Below are 18,321 nucleotides of genomic sequence, written 5' to 3' on the forward strand. Positions count from 1 at the left end.
GGCCGCCGTCGGCTCACTTGACCTCTTTGATCTTCACGTCCTTGAACCGGACTTCCATCGGCTTGCCGACGTGGACCTGGAAGGCGATGATCCCGGTCTTGTCGAATTTGGGGTCGATCCGGTCGATGACCTTGGTGCCGTTCAGGTGGATCACGACGTGGTCGCCGGTCGCCTCAATCACGAAGTCATTCCAGTCCCCTTCGTGGACGAGCTTGGCGGCCAGCTCCTTGGGGTACTGCTCCAGGATGCCGCGGCGGCGCTCCTCATAGAGCAGGCCCCAGTAGCCGGCGGCCGCGTCGGCCTGGGGGCCGGCCACCACGCCGTCGGGCTTGCGCTCGCTGCGGAACTGGATGCCCGAGTTGCCGCCCAGCAGCTTGACCTTGGCCTTCAGGACGAAATCGCCGTAGGTCTTCTCGGAGGCCAGGAACTCGTTCTTCTTGAGGTCGCCCTTGGTCCGGCCGACGATCTCGCCGTCCTCGACCGTGAACAGTTCCTTGTTGTCCGGGGTGACCCAGCCGGACAGGTCCTTGCCGTTGAACAGGGCGACGAACCCGGCCTCGTCGTCGCCGAGCAGGGCCGGGGCGGGGGCCAGGGTCGCGAGCCCGAGGGCCAGAAGGAACAGGGTGCGTCGGTTCATCTCGATGCGATCCTCTCGGGGCGGCGTTGCGTCGGTCTTGGGGGAGAGCTTCCGCCGCGATTGTGCCCGGGGCGTCCGGGCCGGTCAATCGGCCGGGCGGGCCGATCGCCGTCATCTGGCCAACCGGGTCGGGGGGCGGTTAGAATCGCAGGCCGCGTGGGCCGGGCGCGAGCCACGGAAAGGACGCCCCGGCCGGCCGACGAGGAAGCCCGCCCCCATGCCGTTTACGGACGATCTCCGCCGGTTCGGCCCCGAGGCCGCCGCGCCCCCGGCGTCGCGCGACGAGGCCCTCGCCTACTGCGCCCGACTTGCCAAAGAGCACTACGAGAACTTCAGCGTCGTCACCTGGCTCACCCCCCGGCCCCTGCGGCCGGCGTTCCGGTCGATCTACGCCTTCTGCCGCTGGTCCGACGACCTCGGCGACGAGGTCGGCGACCCGGCCCGGTCCCGCGAACTCCTGGCCTGGTGGCGGGGCGAGCTTCGGGCCATGTACGACGGGCACGCCACCCACCCGGTGATGGTCGCCCTCCGGGAGACGGTGGACGAGTTCGCCATCCCCCCCGGGCCGTTCGAGGCGCTGATCTCGGCGTTCGAGCAGGACCAGGACGTGGTGGACTATACGACATATTCTCAGCTTGTCGACTATTGTACCCGTTCGGCCGACCCGGTGGGGCATCTGGTCCTGTACCTGGGCCGGGCCTTCGACGGGGAGAACGCCCGGCTGTCGGACCTGACCTGCACCGGGCTCCAGCTGGCGAACTTCTGGCAGGACGTGGCCCGGGACCGGAAGATCGGCCGGACGTACCTGCCTCGCGAGGATCGCGAGCGGTTCGGCGTGGCCGATGCGGACCTGGACGCGCCCCGGGCGACCCCGGAATTCACGAACCTCCTCCGGTTCGAGGTCGACCGCGCCCGGGCCATGCTCCGGGAAGGGCGGGCGTTGATCGGCCGGCTCCCGGGTCCCCTGCGGTTCAGCGTCGACCTGTTCAACCGCGGCGGGCTGGCGATCCTCGACCGGATCGAGCGGCAGGGATATGACGTCCTGGCCCGGAGGCCCGAGGTGGGCAAGCTCGCCAAGGTCGGACTGCTGGCGAGGGCCTGGCTGGCCCCGCCCCGGCGCGAACCCTCCGCCCCGATGCCGACCCCGGCCGGGCGGGCGTCATGAGCCCGGCGCTGTGGGCGAGCTACGACTTCTGCCGCCGGCTGTCGCGCCGGGAGGCCCGCAACTTCTACGGGAGCTTCCTGCTCCTGCCCGCCGATCGCCGCCGGGCGATGTGCGCCCTGTATGCCTTCCTCCGCCGCACCGACGACCTGGCCGACGCCCCGGGCCTGGTGGCCGACCGGGCCGCGTCCTTGATCGCATGGCGGGCCGGCCTGATCGATGCGCTGGCGGGCGGACGCCCCGCCGACGGATGGCCCGGCTGGCCGGCGCTGGCCGACAGCGTGCGGGCCTACGGCATCCCGGCCCGGCACCTGGAGGCGGTGATCGACGGGGTGGAGATGGACCTGGAGCCCCGCCCGTTCGCCACGTTCGCGGACCTCCAGGCGTACTGCGACCGGGTGGCGTCGGCGGTCGGCCTCTGCTGCCTGCACATCTGGGGATTCCGCCCCGACGGCGACCGAGCCGAGAGGCTGGCCGAGGCGTGCGGCCGGGCCCTCCAGCTGACCAACATCCTCCGCGACGTCCGCGAGGACGCCAGGAACGGCCGGATCTACCTGCCCGAGGACGAGCGCGAGCGGTTCGGCGTGTCGGCCGACGAGCTGGCCGGCGAGGCGGTCTCCCCGCCGGCCCGCGCCCTGTTCGCCTTCCAGGCCGAGCGGGCCGAGGGCTTCTACCGCCAGGCCGAGCCCCTGGTCGACCTGGTCGCCCCGGTCGGCCGGCCGGTGCTGCTGGCGATCACCGGGGTCTACCGGGCCTTGCTCGCGGAGATCGTCCGCCGCGACTTCGACGTCCTGGCCGGCCGGGTCTCGATCCCGGGCCGGCGCAAGCTGGGCATCATGGTCGGGTCTTTGGCGGGCCGCTTCATCCGCCCCCGCGCCCGTCACGTGGAGGTCCCCGCCGCCTCGACGCCGATCGGGGAGCCGACCCGATGCGGGTGAACCCGGAGGCCCCCCGGGTCGCGATCGTCGGGGGCGGGCTCGCCGGCCTGGCGACCGCCGTGGCCCTGGCCGACCGGGGGATGCGGATCACGGTCCTGGAGAGCCGCCCCCGCCTGGGCGGCCGCGCCAGCTCGTTCCCCGACCCGGCCACCGGGGAACTCGTGGACAACTGCCAGCACGTCAGCATGACCTGCTGCACCAACCTGGCCGACTTCTGCCGGCGGGTCGGCACCGGGGACCAGTTCCTCCGCGTCCCCCGCATCCGGTTCCTGGACGACGCCGGGACCCTCTCCGACCTGGAGGGGGGCCGCCTCCCCGCGCCGTTCCACCTGAGCGGGAGCTTCCTCCGGGCGAAGTACCTGACCTTCGGCGAGCGTCTGCGGGTGGCCTACGGGCTGGCCCGGCTCAAGTCGACCCGGGGGGACCGGCCCGGCGAGCCGTTCGCCGACTGGCTCCGCCGCCACGGCCAGACCGACCGGACCATCGACCGCTACTGGGGCACGGTCCTGGTCTCGGCGCTCAACGAGCGGCTCGACCGGATGGACGTGGGGCACGCCCGAAAAGTCTTCTTCGATGGGTTCCTCCGCAACCGCGACGGCTACACGATGGAGGTCCCGGCCGTCCCGCTCGGCGACCTCTACGGCGCCCGCCTGGAGCGCTGGCTGGCCGAGAACGGCGTGGCCGTGCGGATGGGCACCGGCGTCCGCGCGGTCGAGGCCGGCCCGGACGGCGCCGCGGCCGGAGTCCGGCTCCGCTCGGGGGAGTTGGTCGAGGCCGACGCGGTGGTGGTCGCCGCCCCGTTCGACCGCGTGGCCAACCTGATCCCGGCCCCGCTGGGGGACCGGATCCCGGCCATCGCCGACCTGGCCAGGCTCGAAGCCTCGCCGATCACGGGTGTTCATCTTTGGTTCGACCGAAAGGTCTGCCCGTTCGACCACGTGGCGGTGGTCGGGCACCTGGTCCAGTGGGTCTTCGACCATTCGGCGCTCCAGGGGCGTGCGGCCGGCGAGGATGGGACAGGGCAGTACCTTCAGGTGGTCATCAGCGCCGCGTATGACCTCCTGCCGCTGGACAAGACGGCGATCCGCGACGCCGTGCTGGCCGACCTGGCGACGATGTGGCCGGCCGTCCGCGAGGCGACGCTGGCCCGCTGGTGGGTGGTCACCGAGCACGGGGCGACCTTCGCCGTCCGGCCGGGGGTGGACGCGCTCCGGCCTCCCCAGCGCACCCCGGTCCCGGGCCTCTACCTGGCCGGCGACTGGACCCGCACCGGCTGGCCCGCCACGATGGAAGGGGCCGTGCGCTCCGGCTACCTCGCCGCCGAGGCCCTGCTCGCCGATCGGGGGACGCCCGCCGCGCTGGTCCGCCCCGACCTGCCCGCCGGCCGGCTGTCACGGTGGCTGCTGGGCCAGCCGATGGCGCACGCCGGCCCCGGCTGATCCCCCGGCCGGTCGTCCGGGGGCCGGTCATTGGCTGCTCTGAAAATCGAACGGGCCACTACTGTCATCACGCAACCCGTTGGGGTGGCTGTGGTTGGCTTGCCAACCACGGCGCCGGCGATCTTGCGACGCGGCCGACCCGGATCAGCACCGGAAATCCTGAATCCCTGGCGCCGTGGTTGGCAAGCCAACCACAGCCACCCGGACGGGCATTGGGTTCGTTTGGGCCGGCGTAGTAGGGGCGGGCAGGTTCGTCTCGACCGGGGCATGGATGGGCGGAGCCGGGGCGGAGGCCCGGGGTCGGGGCAGGGCCGGCACGGCTTTCGGGGCAGGGGCGGGAGGCGGCTCGGCGGCGCGTTGCTCGACCTGGTGGAACTCGCGGAGGGCGCGGAACAGGGTCCGCTCGGCGGCGGCCTCGTACCGGCGGGCCAGTTGCCCCTCCGGGGAGGGGTCGAACAGGGCGCGGTCGCCCGCCTCGGCCCGGTCGGCCGCCTCGCCCTCGTCATCCACCAGCACGCGAAGCTCGCGCAGGGCCTGGACCTCGTCGTCGATCAGCGCAGCCAGCTGCTCGCGGGCCCACCGCTTGCGGGCGTTGCGGGTCAGGCCGGCCCCCTGGTCGGCGGTCAGGCCCGAGAAGTCGCCCCGGATGGCCCGCAGGATCGGGTCGAACGGGGTCGGCGGGTGCATGCCGGCGTGGCGGCCGAGCAGGTGGTCCACGTGCCGGTCGTCGTGATCGTTCCAGACGAGCTTGCCGGGTCGGGCCAGCTTGCCCCGGAGGACGTTCCACGCCTCGATCAGCCCGTCGATCCCCTCGGGGGTCTCCATCAGGCGGGCGACGGCGCGGTCGGGGTCGAGTTCCAGGATGGCGGCGTGTTCGTTGACCTCGGCGCGGCGGGCGGTGTCCCGGTGCTTCTGGGCATCGCGGACGCGCCGGGCGGTGGCCGCCGCCGCGTTGCGTTCGCAGGCGTCGAGCCGGTTGGACATGACGGCGATCCGCCGGACCAGGATCCGGCCCATCTCGCCGGAGGGCTTCAACTCGGCCTCCAGCCGTGCGGCCAGGGCGTCGACCTCGGCGACCTGGCCTTCGGGGACGACGACCCCATCGCCGGCCAGGCCGTGCTTGAGGGCGTTCCGGCGGGATTTCTGCTTGCCTTCGGCCGACCTGGGCCCGGTGCTCAGGGCCGCGTTGCGTCGGTTGGCTTCGAGTCGGGCGGGGCTGCAGGTCATGGGGTGGGTTCCAGGTCGGTCCGGTCGAGCGGGACGCGGTGCTGTCACCCGAATAGATTCTGGATTTTCCGGCCCCAAGAACTGACTATTTCCCCGGATCGTCCATTTCTCTCCGATTTTCCATCGCCCCGGCGCCGGCGCGGGATCGTCCGGGCCGGCGCCGGGGCGTGGGCCCGATCAGAAGGCGATCCCCTTGCGGCGGACCGTGAGGTTGAGGTCGCCCCCGGCCAGCCCATCGCGGTTGCCATCGATGAGCCGCCCCAGCACGTCCCGGAGGCCCCGTCCCTGCGCCCCGTACACCCTCAGTTGCGCCACCCCGGCCAGCTTCAGGGGCCGGGCCAGCTCCAGGGTCACGGTCCGGGTCGCGGCGTCGTAGGCGACCCGCCGGATCCGGTAGGTCCTGGCATTCCGGGCGTCGAACGAGCCCTTCCGGCCGGCCGTCGCCAGGCGGTAGTTGGCCACATCGACGGCCGAGGCCGGGTCGAGATCCTCGCCGAACGAGACGGCGAGCGAGGTGATCGCCTTCTTTCGATTCGTCACCAGCCGGGCCGCCTGCGCCGCCGCGGCCGGGGGCTCGGGCGGGGCCGGGGGGGGTTGCGGGAACGGGTCCACCACGATCGATCGGGGCGTGATCGCGAGCGTGGCGGAGGCCGTGCCGATGTAGTTGGGATCGACGATGGTCGCGGTGACGGTGTAGATCCCCACCTCGACCGGGTCGGCGACCGGCACCCCGTCCCGGGTGTAGGAGAGGGCGACCGCGAGGCCCGGCGGCGTCGTCTCGACGATCGGCGTTCGGTCCGGGGTGCCCACCTCGAATTCCAGGCGGGACAGGAGGATCGACGCGGCCGCCGGGGCGGTCGCGACGGTGGCCGAGGCCGGGATGGCCGCCTCGTAGCCGGCGTCCCCGGCCTGGGTGGCGGTCAGGACCACCGGGGCGGTGCCGCTGGTGGGGGTCACGTCATAGGACCCGTCGCCGATCGGCACCACCAGGGCATTGGTCGCCGCCAGGGTGACGGGCAGGCCGGCATCGCTGGCCGGGCGGACGCGGAAGGTCGAGCCGAAGGCGGAGGCGGCCGGCACCCCGCCCAGGCTCAACGCCTGGGTCCCCCGCCGGATCGCGAGCGTCTTGGACGCATCCGCGGCCGCGAACAGGTTGGCATCGCCGGCGAAGCGGTAGGTGATCGGCAGGGGATTCGACGTCGCGGGGAGCCCGCGCACGTCGATCGTGGCGGAGAAGGTCCCGTCGGGCCGGACCGTCGCCTGCCCGGTCGCCGACCCGATCGCGACGCCGACCCGGCCGCCGGCCGCGCCCGGCAGCCGGCCGGAGACATCCACGGTCGCCCGGCGCCGGTCGATGGCCTGCGACGGCGACAGGTCCTGGAAGGAGGCCGGCCCCTTCACCACGGTCAGCATCCCCTCGCCGTAGCTCGGGGCGAAGCGGCCCGTGCCCGGGAAGTAGGCCCCGACCGTGTACGAGCCGGCCCCGAGGCCCTCGGGCCAGGGCATCGTCGCCTGGGCGATACCGCTGACGATCGGCACCTTGAATGCGGGGGCGACCGCCACCCCGTCCCGGATCAGCAGGAAGGTCACCTCCTCCACGGAAACCCCGCGCACCGCCCCGACATAGGCGAGGAGCGGGATCCCCGGCCCGCCGGGGTTGTAGGCGGAGGAGGCCGCCGGGACCGCGATCGTGGTCTCATCCCGGACGAAGTCGGGATTGATCGTGGTCAGCGTCCCCGGGCGGATGCGACCCGGGGTGAGGAGGCTCGTCTCCGGGAACTCGACGTGGATCGTCTTCGCGCCGGGGACCGAATCGATGAGGACGTTGTAGGTCGCGACCATCCGTCCCTGGGAGAATCTGCCGATGGACCTCCAGGGCATGCGGCCATCGGCATCCGAGACCGAGATGATGACCTCGCCATGGTCCACGATCCCCGACTCGCTGGTGACCGTGGCGGTGATGGTGACCGCCCCGCTATCCCGGCTGATCGTGGCCGTGACGTCGTCCAGCGCGATGTCGACGACCGGGCGGAGGACGTCGACGATCCGGGAGGCGTATCCTGTCTTGTAGTTCGCGGAAGATTCGTATCGGGCCTGGATCTCGACGCCCGGTTGAAACGGGGGCGGGATGTCGATATCGGCCGTGGCCACCCCGTCGCGGACCGGCACGATGACGTCGCGGAACTGCGTGCTCAACCCGCTGTAGAACGTCACGTAGCCTTCATTGACGGCCCCCGAAGGGCCGGAAACCACGGCCCGGACCCGGCGCGTCGAGACCGCGGCGATCGGCGAGATCGGTTCGATCGGGTCCAGCGCCATCGTCACCTCGGCACGCTGGACCACGAGGTTCCCGACCGCACGCGACGGGGTGAAGACCAGGTCGGGCGTCCCGCTATACGCGATGTAGATGGGATAAGACCTCGCGGCGAGCCCGGCGGGGATGGTTAACGTGGCCGTCGCCGTGCCATCGACGACCTCCGCCGTCGCCGGCGAGCCGAACAGTTTCGGGCCATCGGCGATCTGGAACGAGACGGTCCCGCCCTGGACGACGCTCCCGGTGCTGCGCACTCCCGCCGTGACCGCGATGCTCTGCGCGGCCGGATCGTAGGCGGCGTAGAACACGTCCCGGGCGAAAACGATCGCCTGGCGTTCGCCCACGACCAGTTCGGAGTCGTCCGCGACCGAAGGCGTGCTGGCCCAGGATGGCCCCGGGTCCGTCCCGCTGAAGGCCGCGGAGATCGTGTACCGGCCCACGGCCAGCCCGGCCGGGAGCGGATAGGCTACGCTCACCCCCCCGTTGTGGACCGTCCCGGCCACCGGGGCGCCGATCACGGTCGATCCATCGCGGACCGTGAACGTGACCGTCCCGCCCATCTGGCCGTAGAGCTTCCCCGTCGAGTCGGTGATCGTCGCCCGGATGACGGCGGACTGCGGGGCGTCGCTGTAGGCCGCATAGGCCGAATCGAGGATCGTCCGCGTCTCGATGGCCGGGGCGTCCGCCCGGAGCACGGCCCCCCCGCCCGCGCCGGGGGAGGCCTCCCCGATCAGCGCCGAGAGGACGAGCCGGGCTTCCAGCGGCTCGATGCCCCGGAGGGGGTGCCTGCGGCGGCGGGCCGAACCGGATCGATGAGGATGGGGCATGGTGCGTCGTCTTGGGGGGGAGAGGGGAATGCCGGGGGCCGTCATGGCCGCGCCGTCACAACGAGTGTGCATCCACGCTCATATGAAAGCAATCTCGAATCGGGCAGGAAACCCGACATGTTGCGAATTACCTCATGGACCTCGGCGGGAGGGTGGGCCCGGCCCGTCGTCGCCGCGGGCCGGGGCGCGGATCGGGGGTTGGCACGTCGCCGGGGATCGTGATAAATTGAGGGGTCAATGGGGTTGGGCCGGGATGGGCCGATGACGCCCCGGCCGGGAACAACCCCCGCATCAAAACCTTTCGCCCAACGGGGCTGGGTCGGTCGCGCTGTCGTGACGCACCCGCCATCGGTCCGAGGAGACGCGATCATGGTCGGTCCGTTCCATCGCCCTGCCATGATGCTGGCCCTGGGCTTGCTCGCCTCGGCCGGCGTCATCGATCGGGGTGCTTCGGCTCAGGCTCCGGCGACGGGGGAATCGCGCCCCGCGCCGCCCGATTATGCCCTGCCCGGCGAGGAGACCCCGAAGCCGTTCGTCCCGGCCCAACCCCGGACCGTGGCCGAGCAGAAGCGGGTCGAGGCGCTCCGCTTCTACGCCGAGGCCCGGGCCCTGGAAGACCGCCGGCAATTCTCCGACGCCATCAAGGTGCTGGACAAGGCGGCCGAGGCGGACCCCGAGTCCGTGCCGATCCTCCGCCGCCTGGCGCGGCTGAACTTCGCGCTGGGGCGGGACGAGGCGGCGGTCGGGTTCGCCAAAAGGGCCATCGCCGCCGAGCCGTCCGACGATGCGACCCTGGGCCTCCTGATCGCCCACTACAAGAACGACCTCGCCGCCGCCGAGGAGGTGCTCAAGGGGGTGGCCGCCAACCCCAAGCTCGACAAGGACTCCGCCGGGGCCCTGCTGGTCGAGTTCGAGCTGGGCAAGATCCGGGCGGCGACCGGCCGCTTCGACGAGGCGTCCGCCGCGTTCGCCCGCCTGCTGGATGCGCTGGACGAGGCCCCCGGGGTCCGGTTCAGCCCGGCCGAGCGGCGGAAGATCCTGGGCACCGACGAGGGGCAGACCTACCTGGAGTTCGGCAAGGTCTTCCTCGCCGCCAAGAAGCCCGACCTGGCGATCCGCGCCTTCCGCCGGGGCCTGGTCTACGCCCCCGACGACGCGGTGCTGATCCTCCTGCTGGCCAAGACCTACCAGGAGGCGGGGCAGGGGGACGAGGCCCTCGCCTTCATCGAGAAGTTCCTCAAGCGCCAGCCGCGCGGCCGGGAGTCGTATGACCTGTTCATCGACATCCTGGTGATGCTGAAGCGCGAGGCCGAGATCCTCCCGCAGCTGGAGAAGTTCGCCGCCGCCGACCCCAAGAACATCCCGCTCCGCTACCTGCTGGCGGAGCGCTACCGCCTGGCCGGCCGCAACGAGAAGGCCGACGCGGTCTACCGGACCATCCTGGCGGAGCAGCAGGACACCCAGAAGTTCGCCGCCCTGTTCCCGGTCCTGGTCCAGGAGAAGAAGACCGAGGACCTGCTCCGGCTGCTGGTCTCGGCGGTGGCCCGGCTCCGCAGGATCGAGGCGCTGCAGCCCAGCCTGGAGGCCCTGATCGCCGACGCCGAGTACACCGACAAGGTGATCGATACCGGCATCGCCATGATCTCGTCCCGGCCCCCGACCCTGGAGCCCCGCGAGGGCTGGGGCGTGCTGGCCACCCTGGCCATGATGGCCAAGCGGACCGACAAGATGATCGCGCTCCAGCGCTGGCAGGTCGAGCGGGCCCCGAACCCCCAGTCCTATCGCGAGCTGGTCACCACCCTGTTCGAGGCGGCCAAGTACCCCGAGGCGGCCGAGGCCCTGACCGAAATGCTCGGGAAGTTCCCCGAGGAGCGGAACGGGCAGAACCTGATCTACCTGGCCCAGATCCAGGTGCTCGGCGGCAAGGGGGAGGAGGCCCTGCCGGCGATCCGCGAGGCCCTGCGCCGCGAGGCCAACGACCCCGAGATCATGCGCAACGGGGCGCTTTTGCTGAACATGGCCGGACAGCCCGAGGAGGCCATCGACCTGATCCGCTCGGCCCTGCGGAACGAGCCGGCCAGCCCCGACCTCAACGAGTCGCTGGGCCGGATCCTCACCCGGATCGGCCGCAACGACGAGGCGATCGCCTTCTACAAGGAACTGCTGGAGAAGTACCCCAACAGCGACGAGATCGGCCGCATCGCCCACTCCGGGCTGTCGATCGTCTACACCAACCTCGGCGACATGGCCAAGGGGGAGGCGGAGCTGGAACTCCTGTTCGCCCGCGACCCCGACGACCCCGGCCTGAACAACGACCTCGGCTACCTCTACGCCGACCAGGGCAAGAACCTGGAGAAGGCCGAGGCGATGATCCGCAAGGCGATCGCCGAGGAGCCCGAGAACAGCGCCTACCTCGACAGCCTGGGCTGGGTCCTGTTCAAGCGCGGCAAGTACGCCGAGGCCAAGGACCCGCTGGAGAAGGCCGCCGCCATGCCCCGGGGCGAGGACGCCACGATCCAGGACCACCTGGGCGACGTCTACTTCCAGCTCCACGACAACGACAAGGCCCGGTCCGCCTGGGAACGCGCCCAGACGCTCGCCAGCCAGTCCAAGCCCCCGGACAAGCGGCTCCCGGAGATCGTCAAGAAGCTCCAGTCGCTCCGGCAGATCGAGGCGACGCCACGGCCGACCCCGGGCGAGACCCCCTGAGCGGCCCGGCGAGCGACCCCCGAATCCACGAACCGACCCGAGACAGGATGAATCATGGCTGGGCATTCCCATTCGGCGAACATCGCTCATCGGAAAGGGGCCGTCGACGCCAAGCGCGGCAAGCTCTTCAGCAAGCTGTGCCGCGCCATCTTCGTGGCCGCCAAGAGCGGCGGGGCCGACCCCGCCGCCAACCTGAAGCTCCGCTACGCGATCGACAAGGCCCGCTCCTATAGCTGCCCCAAGGACAACATCGAGCGCGCCATCAAGAAGGGGACCGGCGAGCTGGGGGCCGAGAGCTACGAGGAGGTGATCTACGAGGGCTACGGCCCCGGCGGCGTGGCCGTCCTGTGCGAGGTCCTGACCGACAACCGCAACCGGACCGCCGGCGAACTCCGCAAGGCGTTCGAGGTCTGCGGCGGCAACCTCGGGTCGAGCGGGTGCGTCAGCTACCTGTTCGAGTACAAGGGCCTGTTCGTCATCCCGAGCCGGACGATCGCCGAGGACCGCCTGATGGAGGTCGCCCTGGAGGCCGGCGCCGACGACGTGAAGCTCGCGGGGGACTACTACGAGGTCACCTGCGACGCCAAGCTGTTCGAGCCCGTCCGCGCCGCGCTGGAGGCCAACAAGGTCTCCGTGGAGACCGCCGAGGCCAGCTACCTGCCCAACACCTCGGTGGCCCTGGACGCCGAGGTCGGCAAGCGGATGCTCCGGCTCCGCGACATCCTCGACGAGAACGAGGACGTCCAGAACGCGTTCGACAACGCCGAGATCCCCGAGGAACTCGTCGATGCCTGACCGGCCCCTGGGGCCGAGCCCCCGGTTCGAGGCCGCGCTCCGCCTGGCCGCCGCCGCGCACCTGGGGCAGTCCCGGCGCGGCGCCGACGTCCCCTATATCGAGCACCCGTACGCGGTCGCCCTGATCCTCGACCGCGCCGGGTTCGACGAGGACGTGGCGATCGCCGGCCTGCTGCACGACGCCGTGGAGGACACAGCGACCACCCTCGACGCGATCCGCGACCGCTTCGGCGACCGGGTCGCGTCGATCGTCGCGGCCTGCTCCGAGGAGAAGCTCGACGCCTCCGGGGTCAAGCGCCCCTGGGCCGACCGCAAGCGCGACCACCTGGCCGCCGCCGCCTCGGCCCCGGCCGAGGCCCGCGCGGTGATCCTGGCCGACAAGCTCCACAACCTCCTCTGCATCCTGGTCGACCTCCGCGACGGCCGCCCGGTCTGGGACGGCTTCAACGCCGACCGCGCCAGCGTGCTGGCCTACCAGCGGGCCATGATCGACGCCTGCCACGCCGACACCCCCCGCCTGGCCGCCCTGGCCACCGAGTGCCGGACCCTCTACGAGCAGGTCGCGGCCTTCGTGGCCTGATCGATGCGGGCCAGTCCGCCGAAGCCACGGCCACCCACAGGGTGATTCCCATGAAGGACGATCTCCCGGGCGAATGGACCCTGGACGGCTACGCCTTCGTCGAATCGGGGGACCCGATCGATCCGCCCGGCCCTGCAGAAATCGCAAGTTGGCTGCTCGGGGTGACCGGGGTCGGGCAGCCCAGGCTGGAGGCACGCACAGGGCTCGAATTGACGATCCGGCTCGACGGGAGCTATGCCGAGCGGGTCGCGGGCGGCGGGGATCTCATGCTCTGGTACGATAGCGAGGGCGTCCAGACGGCCTCGCCTGGGCCGTCCGAGGGGATCGCCCAAGAGATAGCCGGCACCGCCGCGGTCTCACTGCACCCCCGCGGCGCATTGCCTCCGAGGCCCGATCGTTCGGGGGGCCTCCGCGACGTGCTCCGCTACGATGATGGCGATACGCAGGTCAGCGACATCCTCCAGGTCGCCGGCGGATCGCTCGGCCGGGTCATCTCCGTCGTGACGGACGGGCTCTACCTGAATCGGGTCGTGACGCGCTACCGTCGTCGATCGGGCCCATGAGCCGGGGCGGCCGGGTGCCGGAACCTGTACGAGCAGGTCGCGGCCTTCGTGGACTCACCGAAACGGTGTCTCGCGGCCACCCACGCCATCCACTCGGGAATGTAGGCGTTTTCCCATCTTCATGGGTGGCAGGGGTTTCGGCGCAGCCGACCCCGGCGCTCGAACACCGCCGCTGCCCCGGCCGAGTCGTAGACCGGGATCGGATTCGCCGAAACCCCTACCAAACAGAGGGTTGCGCACACCGACACCGAACCCGAAAAGTTCTCGCGAAAAAGTTGTCCCCGATGGGTTGCCCGGGCGGGGGGTCGTGCCTATAGTGATCCTGTCGGACGGAGAACACACACTCTGCCTGACATCGGGTCGCACAGAACGTGGTGCGACGGGCTAGTGCCCTCCCCCGCCTATGAGGCTGGACTCGGGCGGGGCTGGGAAGGCTTAGCGATAAGGAGGTGATTACGTGTGTAGTGACAACCAGAGGCGGCTCGCCTAAGGGCGGCTGACGGGTTGCCCGTCGGGCAGCCGCATACCGACGATCTTAATGGGTCGCGGAGCCCAGGTCCGACGAACTCGGGCCTGGGCGTTTCTCATTCTCATCAAGCCTTGTCTTCCTTCCTGGATTTCTTTTCACGCATGGCCACCGTCTTCCTGTTTACCGAGTATCGTGGCTGGGCTTGGGTGTTTACCCGGCCCAACTCGTTCGGTCACAGGGTGAGACGCGGATCTTGAAACGTCCGTGAAACTCGTGAAGCTCATCGAGAGCCCCGTGACCTGATCAGGTCCCGGGGCTTTTTTCGTTTCCCACCCGCCCCGTTTTCGCCCCTGACCCCGGAGGTACCGTCGCCGTGATCGTCGTGATGAAGCCCAACGCCACCAAGGATCAGGTCGAGCACATGGTCGAGCACATCCGCACCCTCGGGATGTCGCCCCAGGTCCTCGTCGGCACCCAGCGCACCGTGATCGCCGCGATCGGCGAGGAGCGGCAGGGCCTGACCGAACTCCTGGAGCCCGGCGAGGGGGTGGAGAAGGTCGTGCCGATCCTCGCCCCCTACAAGCGGGCGTCCTCGGAGCTGACCAGCGAACGGACCGTGGTCAAGGCCCTCGGCCTGGAGATCGGCGGGACCAAGATCGGCGTGATCGCCGGCCCGTGCTCGGTCGAGGACGAGGCCCAGCTCGTCGGCCTGGCGTTGAACCTTCGTGACAAGGGGGCCACCGGCCTCCGCGGCGGCGCCTTCAAGCCGCGCACCAGCCCGTACAGCTTCCAGGGCCACAAGGAAGACGGCCTCAAGATGCTGGCCGCCGCCCGCGACGCCTCCGGCCTGGCGATCGTCACCGAGGTCATGGCCCCGGAACACGTCCCGCTGGTGGCCAAGTACGCCGACGTGCTCCAGATCGGCGCCCGCAACATGCAGAACTACCAGCTCCTCCAGGCCATCGGCGACAGCGGCAAGCCGGCCCTCTTGAAGCGGGGCATGGCGGCCACGATCGACGAATTCCTGCTGGCCGCCGAGTACATCCTGGACCGGGGCAACCCCCACGTGATCCTCTGCGAGCGGGGCATCCGCACCTACGAAGAGCACACCCGGTTCACCCTGCCGTTGGCGACCGTCCCCTACCTCCAGGCCAAGAGCCACCTGCCGGTGGTGGTCGACCCGTCGCACGGCACCGGCAAGGCCAGCCTGGTCCTGCCCATGGCCCGCGCCTCGGTGGCCGCCGGCGCCGACGGCCTGATCGTCGAGGTCCACGACGACCCCGAGCACGCCCTCTCCGACGGCTCCCAGACCATCACCCCGGCCGCCTTCGCCGAGATGATGCACCAGTGCCGCCGCGTCGCCGAGGCCGTCGACCGCACGGTCTGATCCGAGTCGCTCGACCCCAGGCCGGTCATCGTCGGGTGGGCACCGCCCACCCGACGAGACTTCGCGACGAGGGGATCGATTCGTTCGACGCGTTGATCGCCGGGTTGCGGCGATGAATGATCCCGGCCGAAGATGAACACAGCCCCGGCACGATGCCTGGTCTGGCTGAACCGGCCTGCCCGCGGGGATGTTCGATCGCCTGACCGAAAATCAGCAAACGTAGGCTGGGTCTGGACCCAGCACCCGGCGGGCTCAGCTCCTGAGTCGACCCCTCCGATCCTGGTCCGGCGCGGGCAAGTCCGAAACGGCCTCGATCTTCAGAGGGCATTTCCCGGTGTGGGTGCGGGGGATCGGTTCCCGCGTCGCAGTCGCAGCAGGGAAGCGGTCGCGAGTGCCATGACCCCGGCGCCGAAGATGCCCCAGGCTCGGCTCCTCCCGGCTGCGTATTCGGAGATCCGGGAGCGGGGCACGTCGACGAACCATTCCTCCGGGCCGCTCCTGGATGCGATCGCTTCGCGCCGGCGCGGGAAGTCGTCGAAGAAATGCGCATCGTCGATCGAGGCCCCGGCCGCGATCTTCGCCGCCTCGAACGCCTGGTACGCTTCCTGGAAACCCTGGCCATACGCCAGTTCGGCGTCGAACTGCGGCTTGAAGCCCGCCACGGTGCGCGGCTCGGCCGCGAACGTCGTCTCGATCTCGGCCTGCCTCCTTCGGCCATGGTCTCGCAGGAAAGCCTGGGTTTCCGGGTCGGCGGCATAGCGATCGGCGAGCCGGATCGCCCGCTCGTAGGCTGCCCAGGCGATGTGACGCTGACCCACGCGGAGCATCGTCTCGCCCAGGGCCAGGGCGAAGTGGGGGTTCGCCCCGCCTCCCTGCCGCCACATGCCGATGATCCCGAGCATCGGCTCGTCGAACGGGGCCCGGGCCCTGTGGGACGGCACCGGGACGTCCTCCCAACCGGTTTCGGCCCCGACCTTGGTGATGTGCCGACGGATCGGCCCGACCTTCGGCCACAGGGAAGGATCGTCGAGGCGGGCGCCGGGGGCGAAGAACGCCGGGACCTCGTCTTCGGCCTGCCCCCGAGCGAATTCCGGGTCGAAGGGCCGCCCGTAACCCGTCTCCACCCAGTTCGCCTCGCGATTCAGGATCTCCGCAAGCCCGAGGTCGAGGCGGTTGCCCAGGCAGTCGAAGGTCTTCAAGAGCGTCGGGCGCTCCATCGCGGCGAGCAGGAACTCGGCGATCGCGGCCTGCCAGCGCTCGCGGCCGAAGTGGGCCCCGGGGTTGACCTCCACCGACTGGCGGATGAAGTCGACGCCCTCCCGGAATCCCTCCCGGGCCGACTCATCGCTGGCCGCGGCCTTTTTGAAGTTGCCGTGGATCAGGAACGTGCCGAGGTTCGCGTCGGTGGTGTACAGTTCGCGGCCGGAGAGCCCCCTCGCCCGCTGGTGGGCCAGCTTGTCCCGCATCACGACGACAGCCTCGTCCGATCGGCCGAGACGATCGAGCGTCACCCCGAGGTCGTCCGCCAGCGCATCGCCCTCGGGGTCACCGTCCGGGAGGGCCCGGATCTTCTCCCGGATGACCCGCTCACGCTCGCGGTAGTGGGCGAGGCCGTGCCGGGCGAACCTTTCGTGGATCACGTCCTGGGCCATGGCGAACCGGAACGAGATCCCGCCCGGGTCTTTCGGGACGTGGTGCGGCATGGGCGATCGCCGGACCAGGAACGGATAGTTCGACGGTATCGGCACGACATTGCCGACCGCCCCGGCCACCCAGCCGACGCACCAGCCGACCATTGCCGCGACCGCCGTCAGGGCCACTCGCCGGGCGATGTGCACGGGTCAAACCCTCGACCGGGCCCGATTCGTGGCCACGGAGAAGGCCCCGATCAGCATGACGGCCCCACCCCCGATCAGGACCTTGGAATCGACGGGATTTTTCCGGGCGGGTTGGTCGCTGACCGAGGACGTCGGGACAGTGGCATACTGTGAGCGGAATTCCCGCTCGTGCCCCTCGAATTCGCGGTCGTTGAGGCAGGCCGAGGCCGAACCGCCGAGGCCGATCAGGGCGACCAGGGGCATGAGAGCATGAAGACGCGTCATCGGAGGGCTCCGGAACACGGGTCCGCGTTGGCCACCACCCGATCGTCCCACATTTGTCATGGGCCGTCAATCATCGAGCGGGTGCCGGTCCCGGGCCGGGGAGATCCCATCGCCGGAGGTCACGCCGGGGCGGGGCCGGCCAGCCCGCGCAGGCGTTCGACGGTCTGGTCGAAGGTCAGGCTGCCCGCGTCGCGGATCTCGTCGCCGAGGTCGCGCCACAGCCAGAGAATCCGGGGTTCCGGGCCGACGTTGCCGTCCAGGATCGCGATCCCGCCGAAGTGCTCCTCGGCCCCGAGGTGGATGAGCCTGGCGGGGTCGCCGAACTCCAACAACGACTCATCTTCCCGGGGACGCTCCCACGGGCCCTCGACCATCGGGATCATCTCGGCCAGCGAGGCGATCCGCAGGCGGGTGCCCCGCACGTAGCCGCCGTCCTGGATCGGGAAGGCGTGGCGCAAGGTCGACGGGAGCGTGACGCCCCGCGTCCGCTCCCAGGCTTCGATCTCCTCCAGGCTCGGGCCGGGACGGGCCGGGGAGATCGTCTTGCGGGTGTGGGCGACGAACGCGTCCGCGAACAGCGGATTGCCGGCATCGCGGTAGGACGCGCCGATCCGGAGCAAGTAAGCTTCGGTCTCCTCAGGGGTCATCCCCGGGATGCGCCCCGGCTCGACCCAGAAGGCTTCATCGTCGACCTCCCTCCGGAGCCGAATCGATCGGATCCCGGCGGCCCTCAGTCCTGGTCGGGATCGCCGGATTCGCCCATCAACTCGGCGCTGAAGGCGGCGAGGGCTTCGAGCTGCCGGCTGACCTCGGCGTCGCAGACGCCGGCCCGGATCAGGCCGACCGGCTCATCGGCCGCGTCGTGGCCGACTTCCCAATCGACGCCATGATCGCGCGAGAGCTGGGAGAGGATGTCCAGGTTGGTCAGGAGCGTCCCCGCGGGGAGGCCGGGCTCGGCAGGCTCGCCGTCGCCCGGGTCGAAGACGACCTTGCTCCCGCCCTGGAGGTGGAACGCGTCGGAGAGTTCATCCTCGGAGTCGCGATAGAACGCGACCGGCTCGCATCGCCCCCAGTCGCGGCCCTCGACGGCGCGATGGGCATCCCGGACGATGGCGTCGGCCTCCGCCCGGGAGACCGGCCGCGCCGTGCGGTAGTTGATGCAGAAGCCCATC

15 protein-coding genes are annotated in these 18,321 nt (G+C 70.8%); 8 read left to right on the plus strand and 7 right to left on the minus strand.

The features are described 5' to 3' along the window. Nucleotides 1-13: 13 nt before the first annotated feature. The gene (locus TA3x_RS17895) at nucleotides 14-637 is read right to left on the minus strand and encodes a 3-keto-disaccharide hydrolase (protein ID WP_435016020.1); all 624 of its coding nucleotides are present in this window, start codon (nucleotides 635-637) and stop codon (nucleotides 14-16) included. Between the two features lie 217 nt (nucleotides 638-854). On the opposite strand from TA3x_RS17895, the gene hpnC reads away from it, so the two are divergent. From hpnC to hpnE, 3 genes are read left to right on the plus strand one after another with little or no spacing between them, the layout of a single operon-like run. Beyond that, nucleotides 855-1,802 carry a squalene synthase HpnC gene (gene hpnC, locus TA3x_RS17900; RefSeq protein WP_435016021.1) on the plus strand — a complete coding sequence of 316 codons (948 nt, stop codon included), beginning with the start codon at nucleotides 855-857 and terminating at the stop codon, nucleotides 1,800-1,802. Beyond that, nucleotides 1,799-2,737, plus strand: coding sequence for a phytoene/squalene synthase family protein (locus TA3x_RS17905; protein ID WP_435016022.1), 939 nt, complete (start codon nucleotides 1,799-1,801; stop codon nucleotides 2,735-2,737). The genes hpnC and TA3x_RS17905 overlap by 4 nt, the downstream gene beginning before the upstream one ends. Then, complete coding sequence (gene hpnE / locus TA3x_RS17910) at nucleotides 2,728-4,176, plus strand: hydroxysqualene dehydroxylase HpnE (protein WP_435016023.1); 1,449 nt, start codon at nucleotides 2,728-2,730, stop codon at nucleotides 4,174-4,176. The genes TA3x_RS17905 and hpnE overlap by 10 nt, the downstream gene beginning before the upstream one ends. A gap of 144 nt (nucleotides 4,177-4,320) precedes the next feature. Here the strand turns inward: hpnE and TA3x_RS17915 are convergent, their stop codons facing one another. Together TA3x_RS17915 and TA3x_RS17920 are read right to left on the minus strand one after the other, a co-directional pair. Next, nucleotides 4,321-5,403 (minus strand): hypothetical protein, encoded by a 1,083-nt coding sequence (locus TA3x_RS17915; RefSeq protein ID WP_435016024.1) that lies wholly within the window; start codon nucleotides 5,401-5,403, stop codon nucleotides 4,321-4,323. 177 nt (nucleotides 5,404-5,580) lie between these two features. Next, the gene (locus tag TA3x_RS17920; RefSeq protein WP_435016025.1) at nucleotides 5,581-8,544 is read right to left on the minus strand and encodes an MBG domain-containing protein; all 2,964 of its coding nucleotides are present in this window, start codon (nucleotides 8,542-8,544) and stop codon (nucleotides 5,581-5,583) included. Nucleotides 8,545-8,913: 369 nt separating this feature from the next. Between TA3x_RS17920 and TA3x_RS17925 the strand changes: the two genes are divergently transcribed. From TA3x_RS17925 to aroF, 5 genes are all read left to right on the plus strand, one after another. Beyond that, the gene (locus TA3x_RS17925) at nucleotides 8,914-11,253 is read left to right on the plus strand and encodes a tetratricopeptide repeat protein (protein ID WP_435016026.1); all 2,340 of its coding nucleotides are present in this window, start codon (nucleotides 8,914-8,916) and stop codon (nucleotides 11,251-11,253) included. 54 nt (nucleotides 11,254-11,307) lie between these two features. Next, the gene (locus TA3x_RS17930) at nucleotides 11,308-12,048 is read left to right on the plus strand and encodes a YebC/PmpR family DNA-binding transcriptional regulator (RefSeq protein WP_435016027.1); all 741 of its coding nucleotides are present in this window, start codon (nucleotides 11,308-11,310) and stop codon (nucleotides 12,046-12,048) included. After that, nucleotides 12,041-12,628 (plus strand): HD domain-containing protein, encoded by a 588-nt coding sequence (locus tag TA3x_RS17935; protein ID WP_435016028.1) that lies wholly within the window; start codon nucleotides 12,041-12,043, stop codon nucleotides 12,626-12,628. Before TA3x_RS17930 ends, TA3x_RS17935 begins: the two co-directional genes overlap by 8 nt. A 50-nt stretch (nucleotides 12,629-12,678) precedes the next feature. After that, nucleotides 12,679-13,191: a hypothetical protein gene (locus tag TA3x_RS17940; protein WP_435016029.1), complete on the plus strand. Its 513-nt coding sequence runs from the start codon at nucleotides 12,679-12,681 to the stop codon at nucleotides 13,189-13,191. An 842-nt stretch (nucleotides 13,192-14,033) separates the two neighbouring features. Continuing rightward, the gene (gene aroF / locus TA3x_RS17945) at nucleotides 14,034-15,047 is read left to right on the plus strand and encodes a 3-deoxy-7-phosphoheptulonate synthase (protein WP_435016030.1); all 1,014 of its coding nucleotides are present in this window, start codon (nucleotides 14,034-14,036) and stop codon (nucleotides 15,045-15,047) included. 317 nt (nucleotides 15,048-15,364) lie between these two features. Here the strand turns inward: aroF and TA3x_RS17950 are convergent, their stop codons facing one another. The 4 genes from TA3x_RS17950 to TA3x_RS17965 all read right to left on the minus strand — a co-directional run bounded on the left by TA3x_RS17950 (nucleotide 15,365) and on the right by TA3x_RS17965 (nucleotide 18,320). Further along, nucleotides 15,365-16,885, minus strand: a complete 1,521-nt coding sequence (locus TA3x_RS17950; RefSeq protein ID WP_435016031.1) for a hypothetical protein — start codon at nucleotides 16,883-16,885, stop codon at nucleotides 15,365-15,367. 3 nt (nucleotides 16,886-16,888) lie between these two features. Then, complete coding sequence (locus tag TA3x_RS17955; protein ID WP_435016032.1) at nucleotides 16,889-17,149, minus strand: hypothetical protein; 261 nt, start codon at nucleotides 17,147-17,149, stop codon at nucleotides 16,889-16,891. Nucleotides 17,150-17,268: 119 nt separating this feature from the next. Then, nucleotides 17,269-17,796, minus strand: coding sequence for an SMI1/KNR4 family protein (locus TA3x_RS17960; RefSeq protein ID WP_435016033.1), 528 nt, complete (start codon nucleotides 17,794-17,796; stop codon nucleotides 17,269-17,271). A gap of 83 nt (nucleotides 17,797-17,879) precedes the next feature. Beyond that, nucleotides 17,880-18,320, minus strand: coding sequence for a hypothetical protein (locus tag TA3x_RS17965; RefSeq protein ID WP_435016034.1), 441 nt, complete (start codon nucleotides 18,318-18,320; stop codon nucleotides 17,880-17,882). Nucleotide 18,321: the final 1 nt, after the last annotated feature.

The sequence above is a fragment of the Tundrisphaera macrotermitis genome (assembly GCF_051175315.1).
GTDB lineage: Bacteria > Planctomycetota > Planctomycetia > Isosphaerales > Isosphaeraceae > Tundrisphaera.

What these genes read in the sequence shown, in the direction of transcription:
- TA3x_RS17915 (WP_435016024.1), bottom strand. Translation starts at nt 5,403, where the DNA reads ATGACCTGCAGCCCCGCCCGACTCGAAGCCAACCGACGCAACGCGGCC.
- hpnC (WP_435016021.1), top strand. Translation starts at nt 855, where the DNA reads ATGCCGTTTACGGACGATCTCCGCCGGTTCGGCCCCGAGGCCGCCGCG.
- TA3x_RS17895 (WP_435016020.1), bottom strand. Translation starts at nt 637, where the DNA reads ATGAACCGACGCACCCTGTTCCTTCTGGCCCTCGGGCTCGCGACCCTG.
- TA3x_RS17960 (WP_435016033.1), bottom strand. Translation starts at nt 17,796, where the DNA reads ATGACCCCTGAGGAGACCGAAGCTTACTTGCTCCGGATCGGCGCGTCC.
- TA3x_RS17940 (WP_435016029.1), top strand. Translation starts at nt 12,679, where the DNA reads ATGAAGGACGATCTCCCGGGCGAATGGACCCTGGACGGCTACGCCTTC.
- TA3x_RS17935 (WP_435016028.1), top strand. Translation starts at nt 12,041, where the DNA reads ATGCCTGACCGGCCCCTGGGGCCGAGCCCCCGGTTCGAGGCCGCGCTC.
- TA3x_RS17920 (WP_435016025.1), bottom strand. Translation starts at nt 8,544, where the DNA reads ATGCCCCATCCTCATCGATCCGGTTCGGCCCGCCGCCGCAGGCACCCC.
- TA3x_RS17955 (WP_435016032.1), bottom strand. Translation starts at nt 17,149, where the DNA reads ATGACGCGTCTTCATGCTCTCATGCCCCTGGTCGCCCTGATCGGCCTC.
- TA3x_RS17930 (WP_435016027.1), top strand. Translation starts at nt 11,308, where the DNA reads ATGGCTGGGCATTCCCATTCGGCGAACATCGCTCATCGGAAAGGGGCC.
- TA3x_RS17905 (WP_435016022.1), top strand. Translation starts at nt 1,799, where the DNA reads ATGAGCCCGGCGCTGTGGGCGAGCTACGACTTCTGCCGCCGGCTGTCG.
- TA3x_RS17925 (WP_435016026.1), top strand. Translation starts at nt 8,914, where the DNA reads ATGGTCGGTCCGTTCCATCGCCCTGCCATGATGCTGGCCCTGGGCTTG.
- TA3x_RS17965 (WP_435016034.1), bottom strand. Translation starts at nt 18,320, where the DNA reads ATGGGCTTCTGCATCAACTACCGCACGGCGCGGCCGGTCTCCCGGGCG.
- hpnE (WP_435016023.1), top strand. Translation starts at nt 2,728, where the DNA reads ATGCGGGTGAACCCGGAGGCCCCCCGGGTCGCGATCGTCGGGGGCGGG.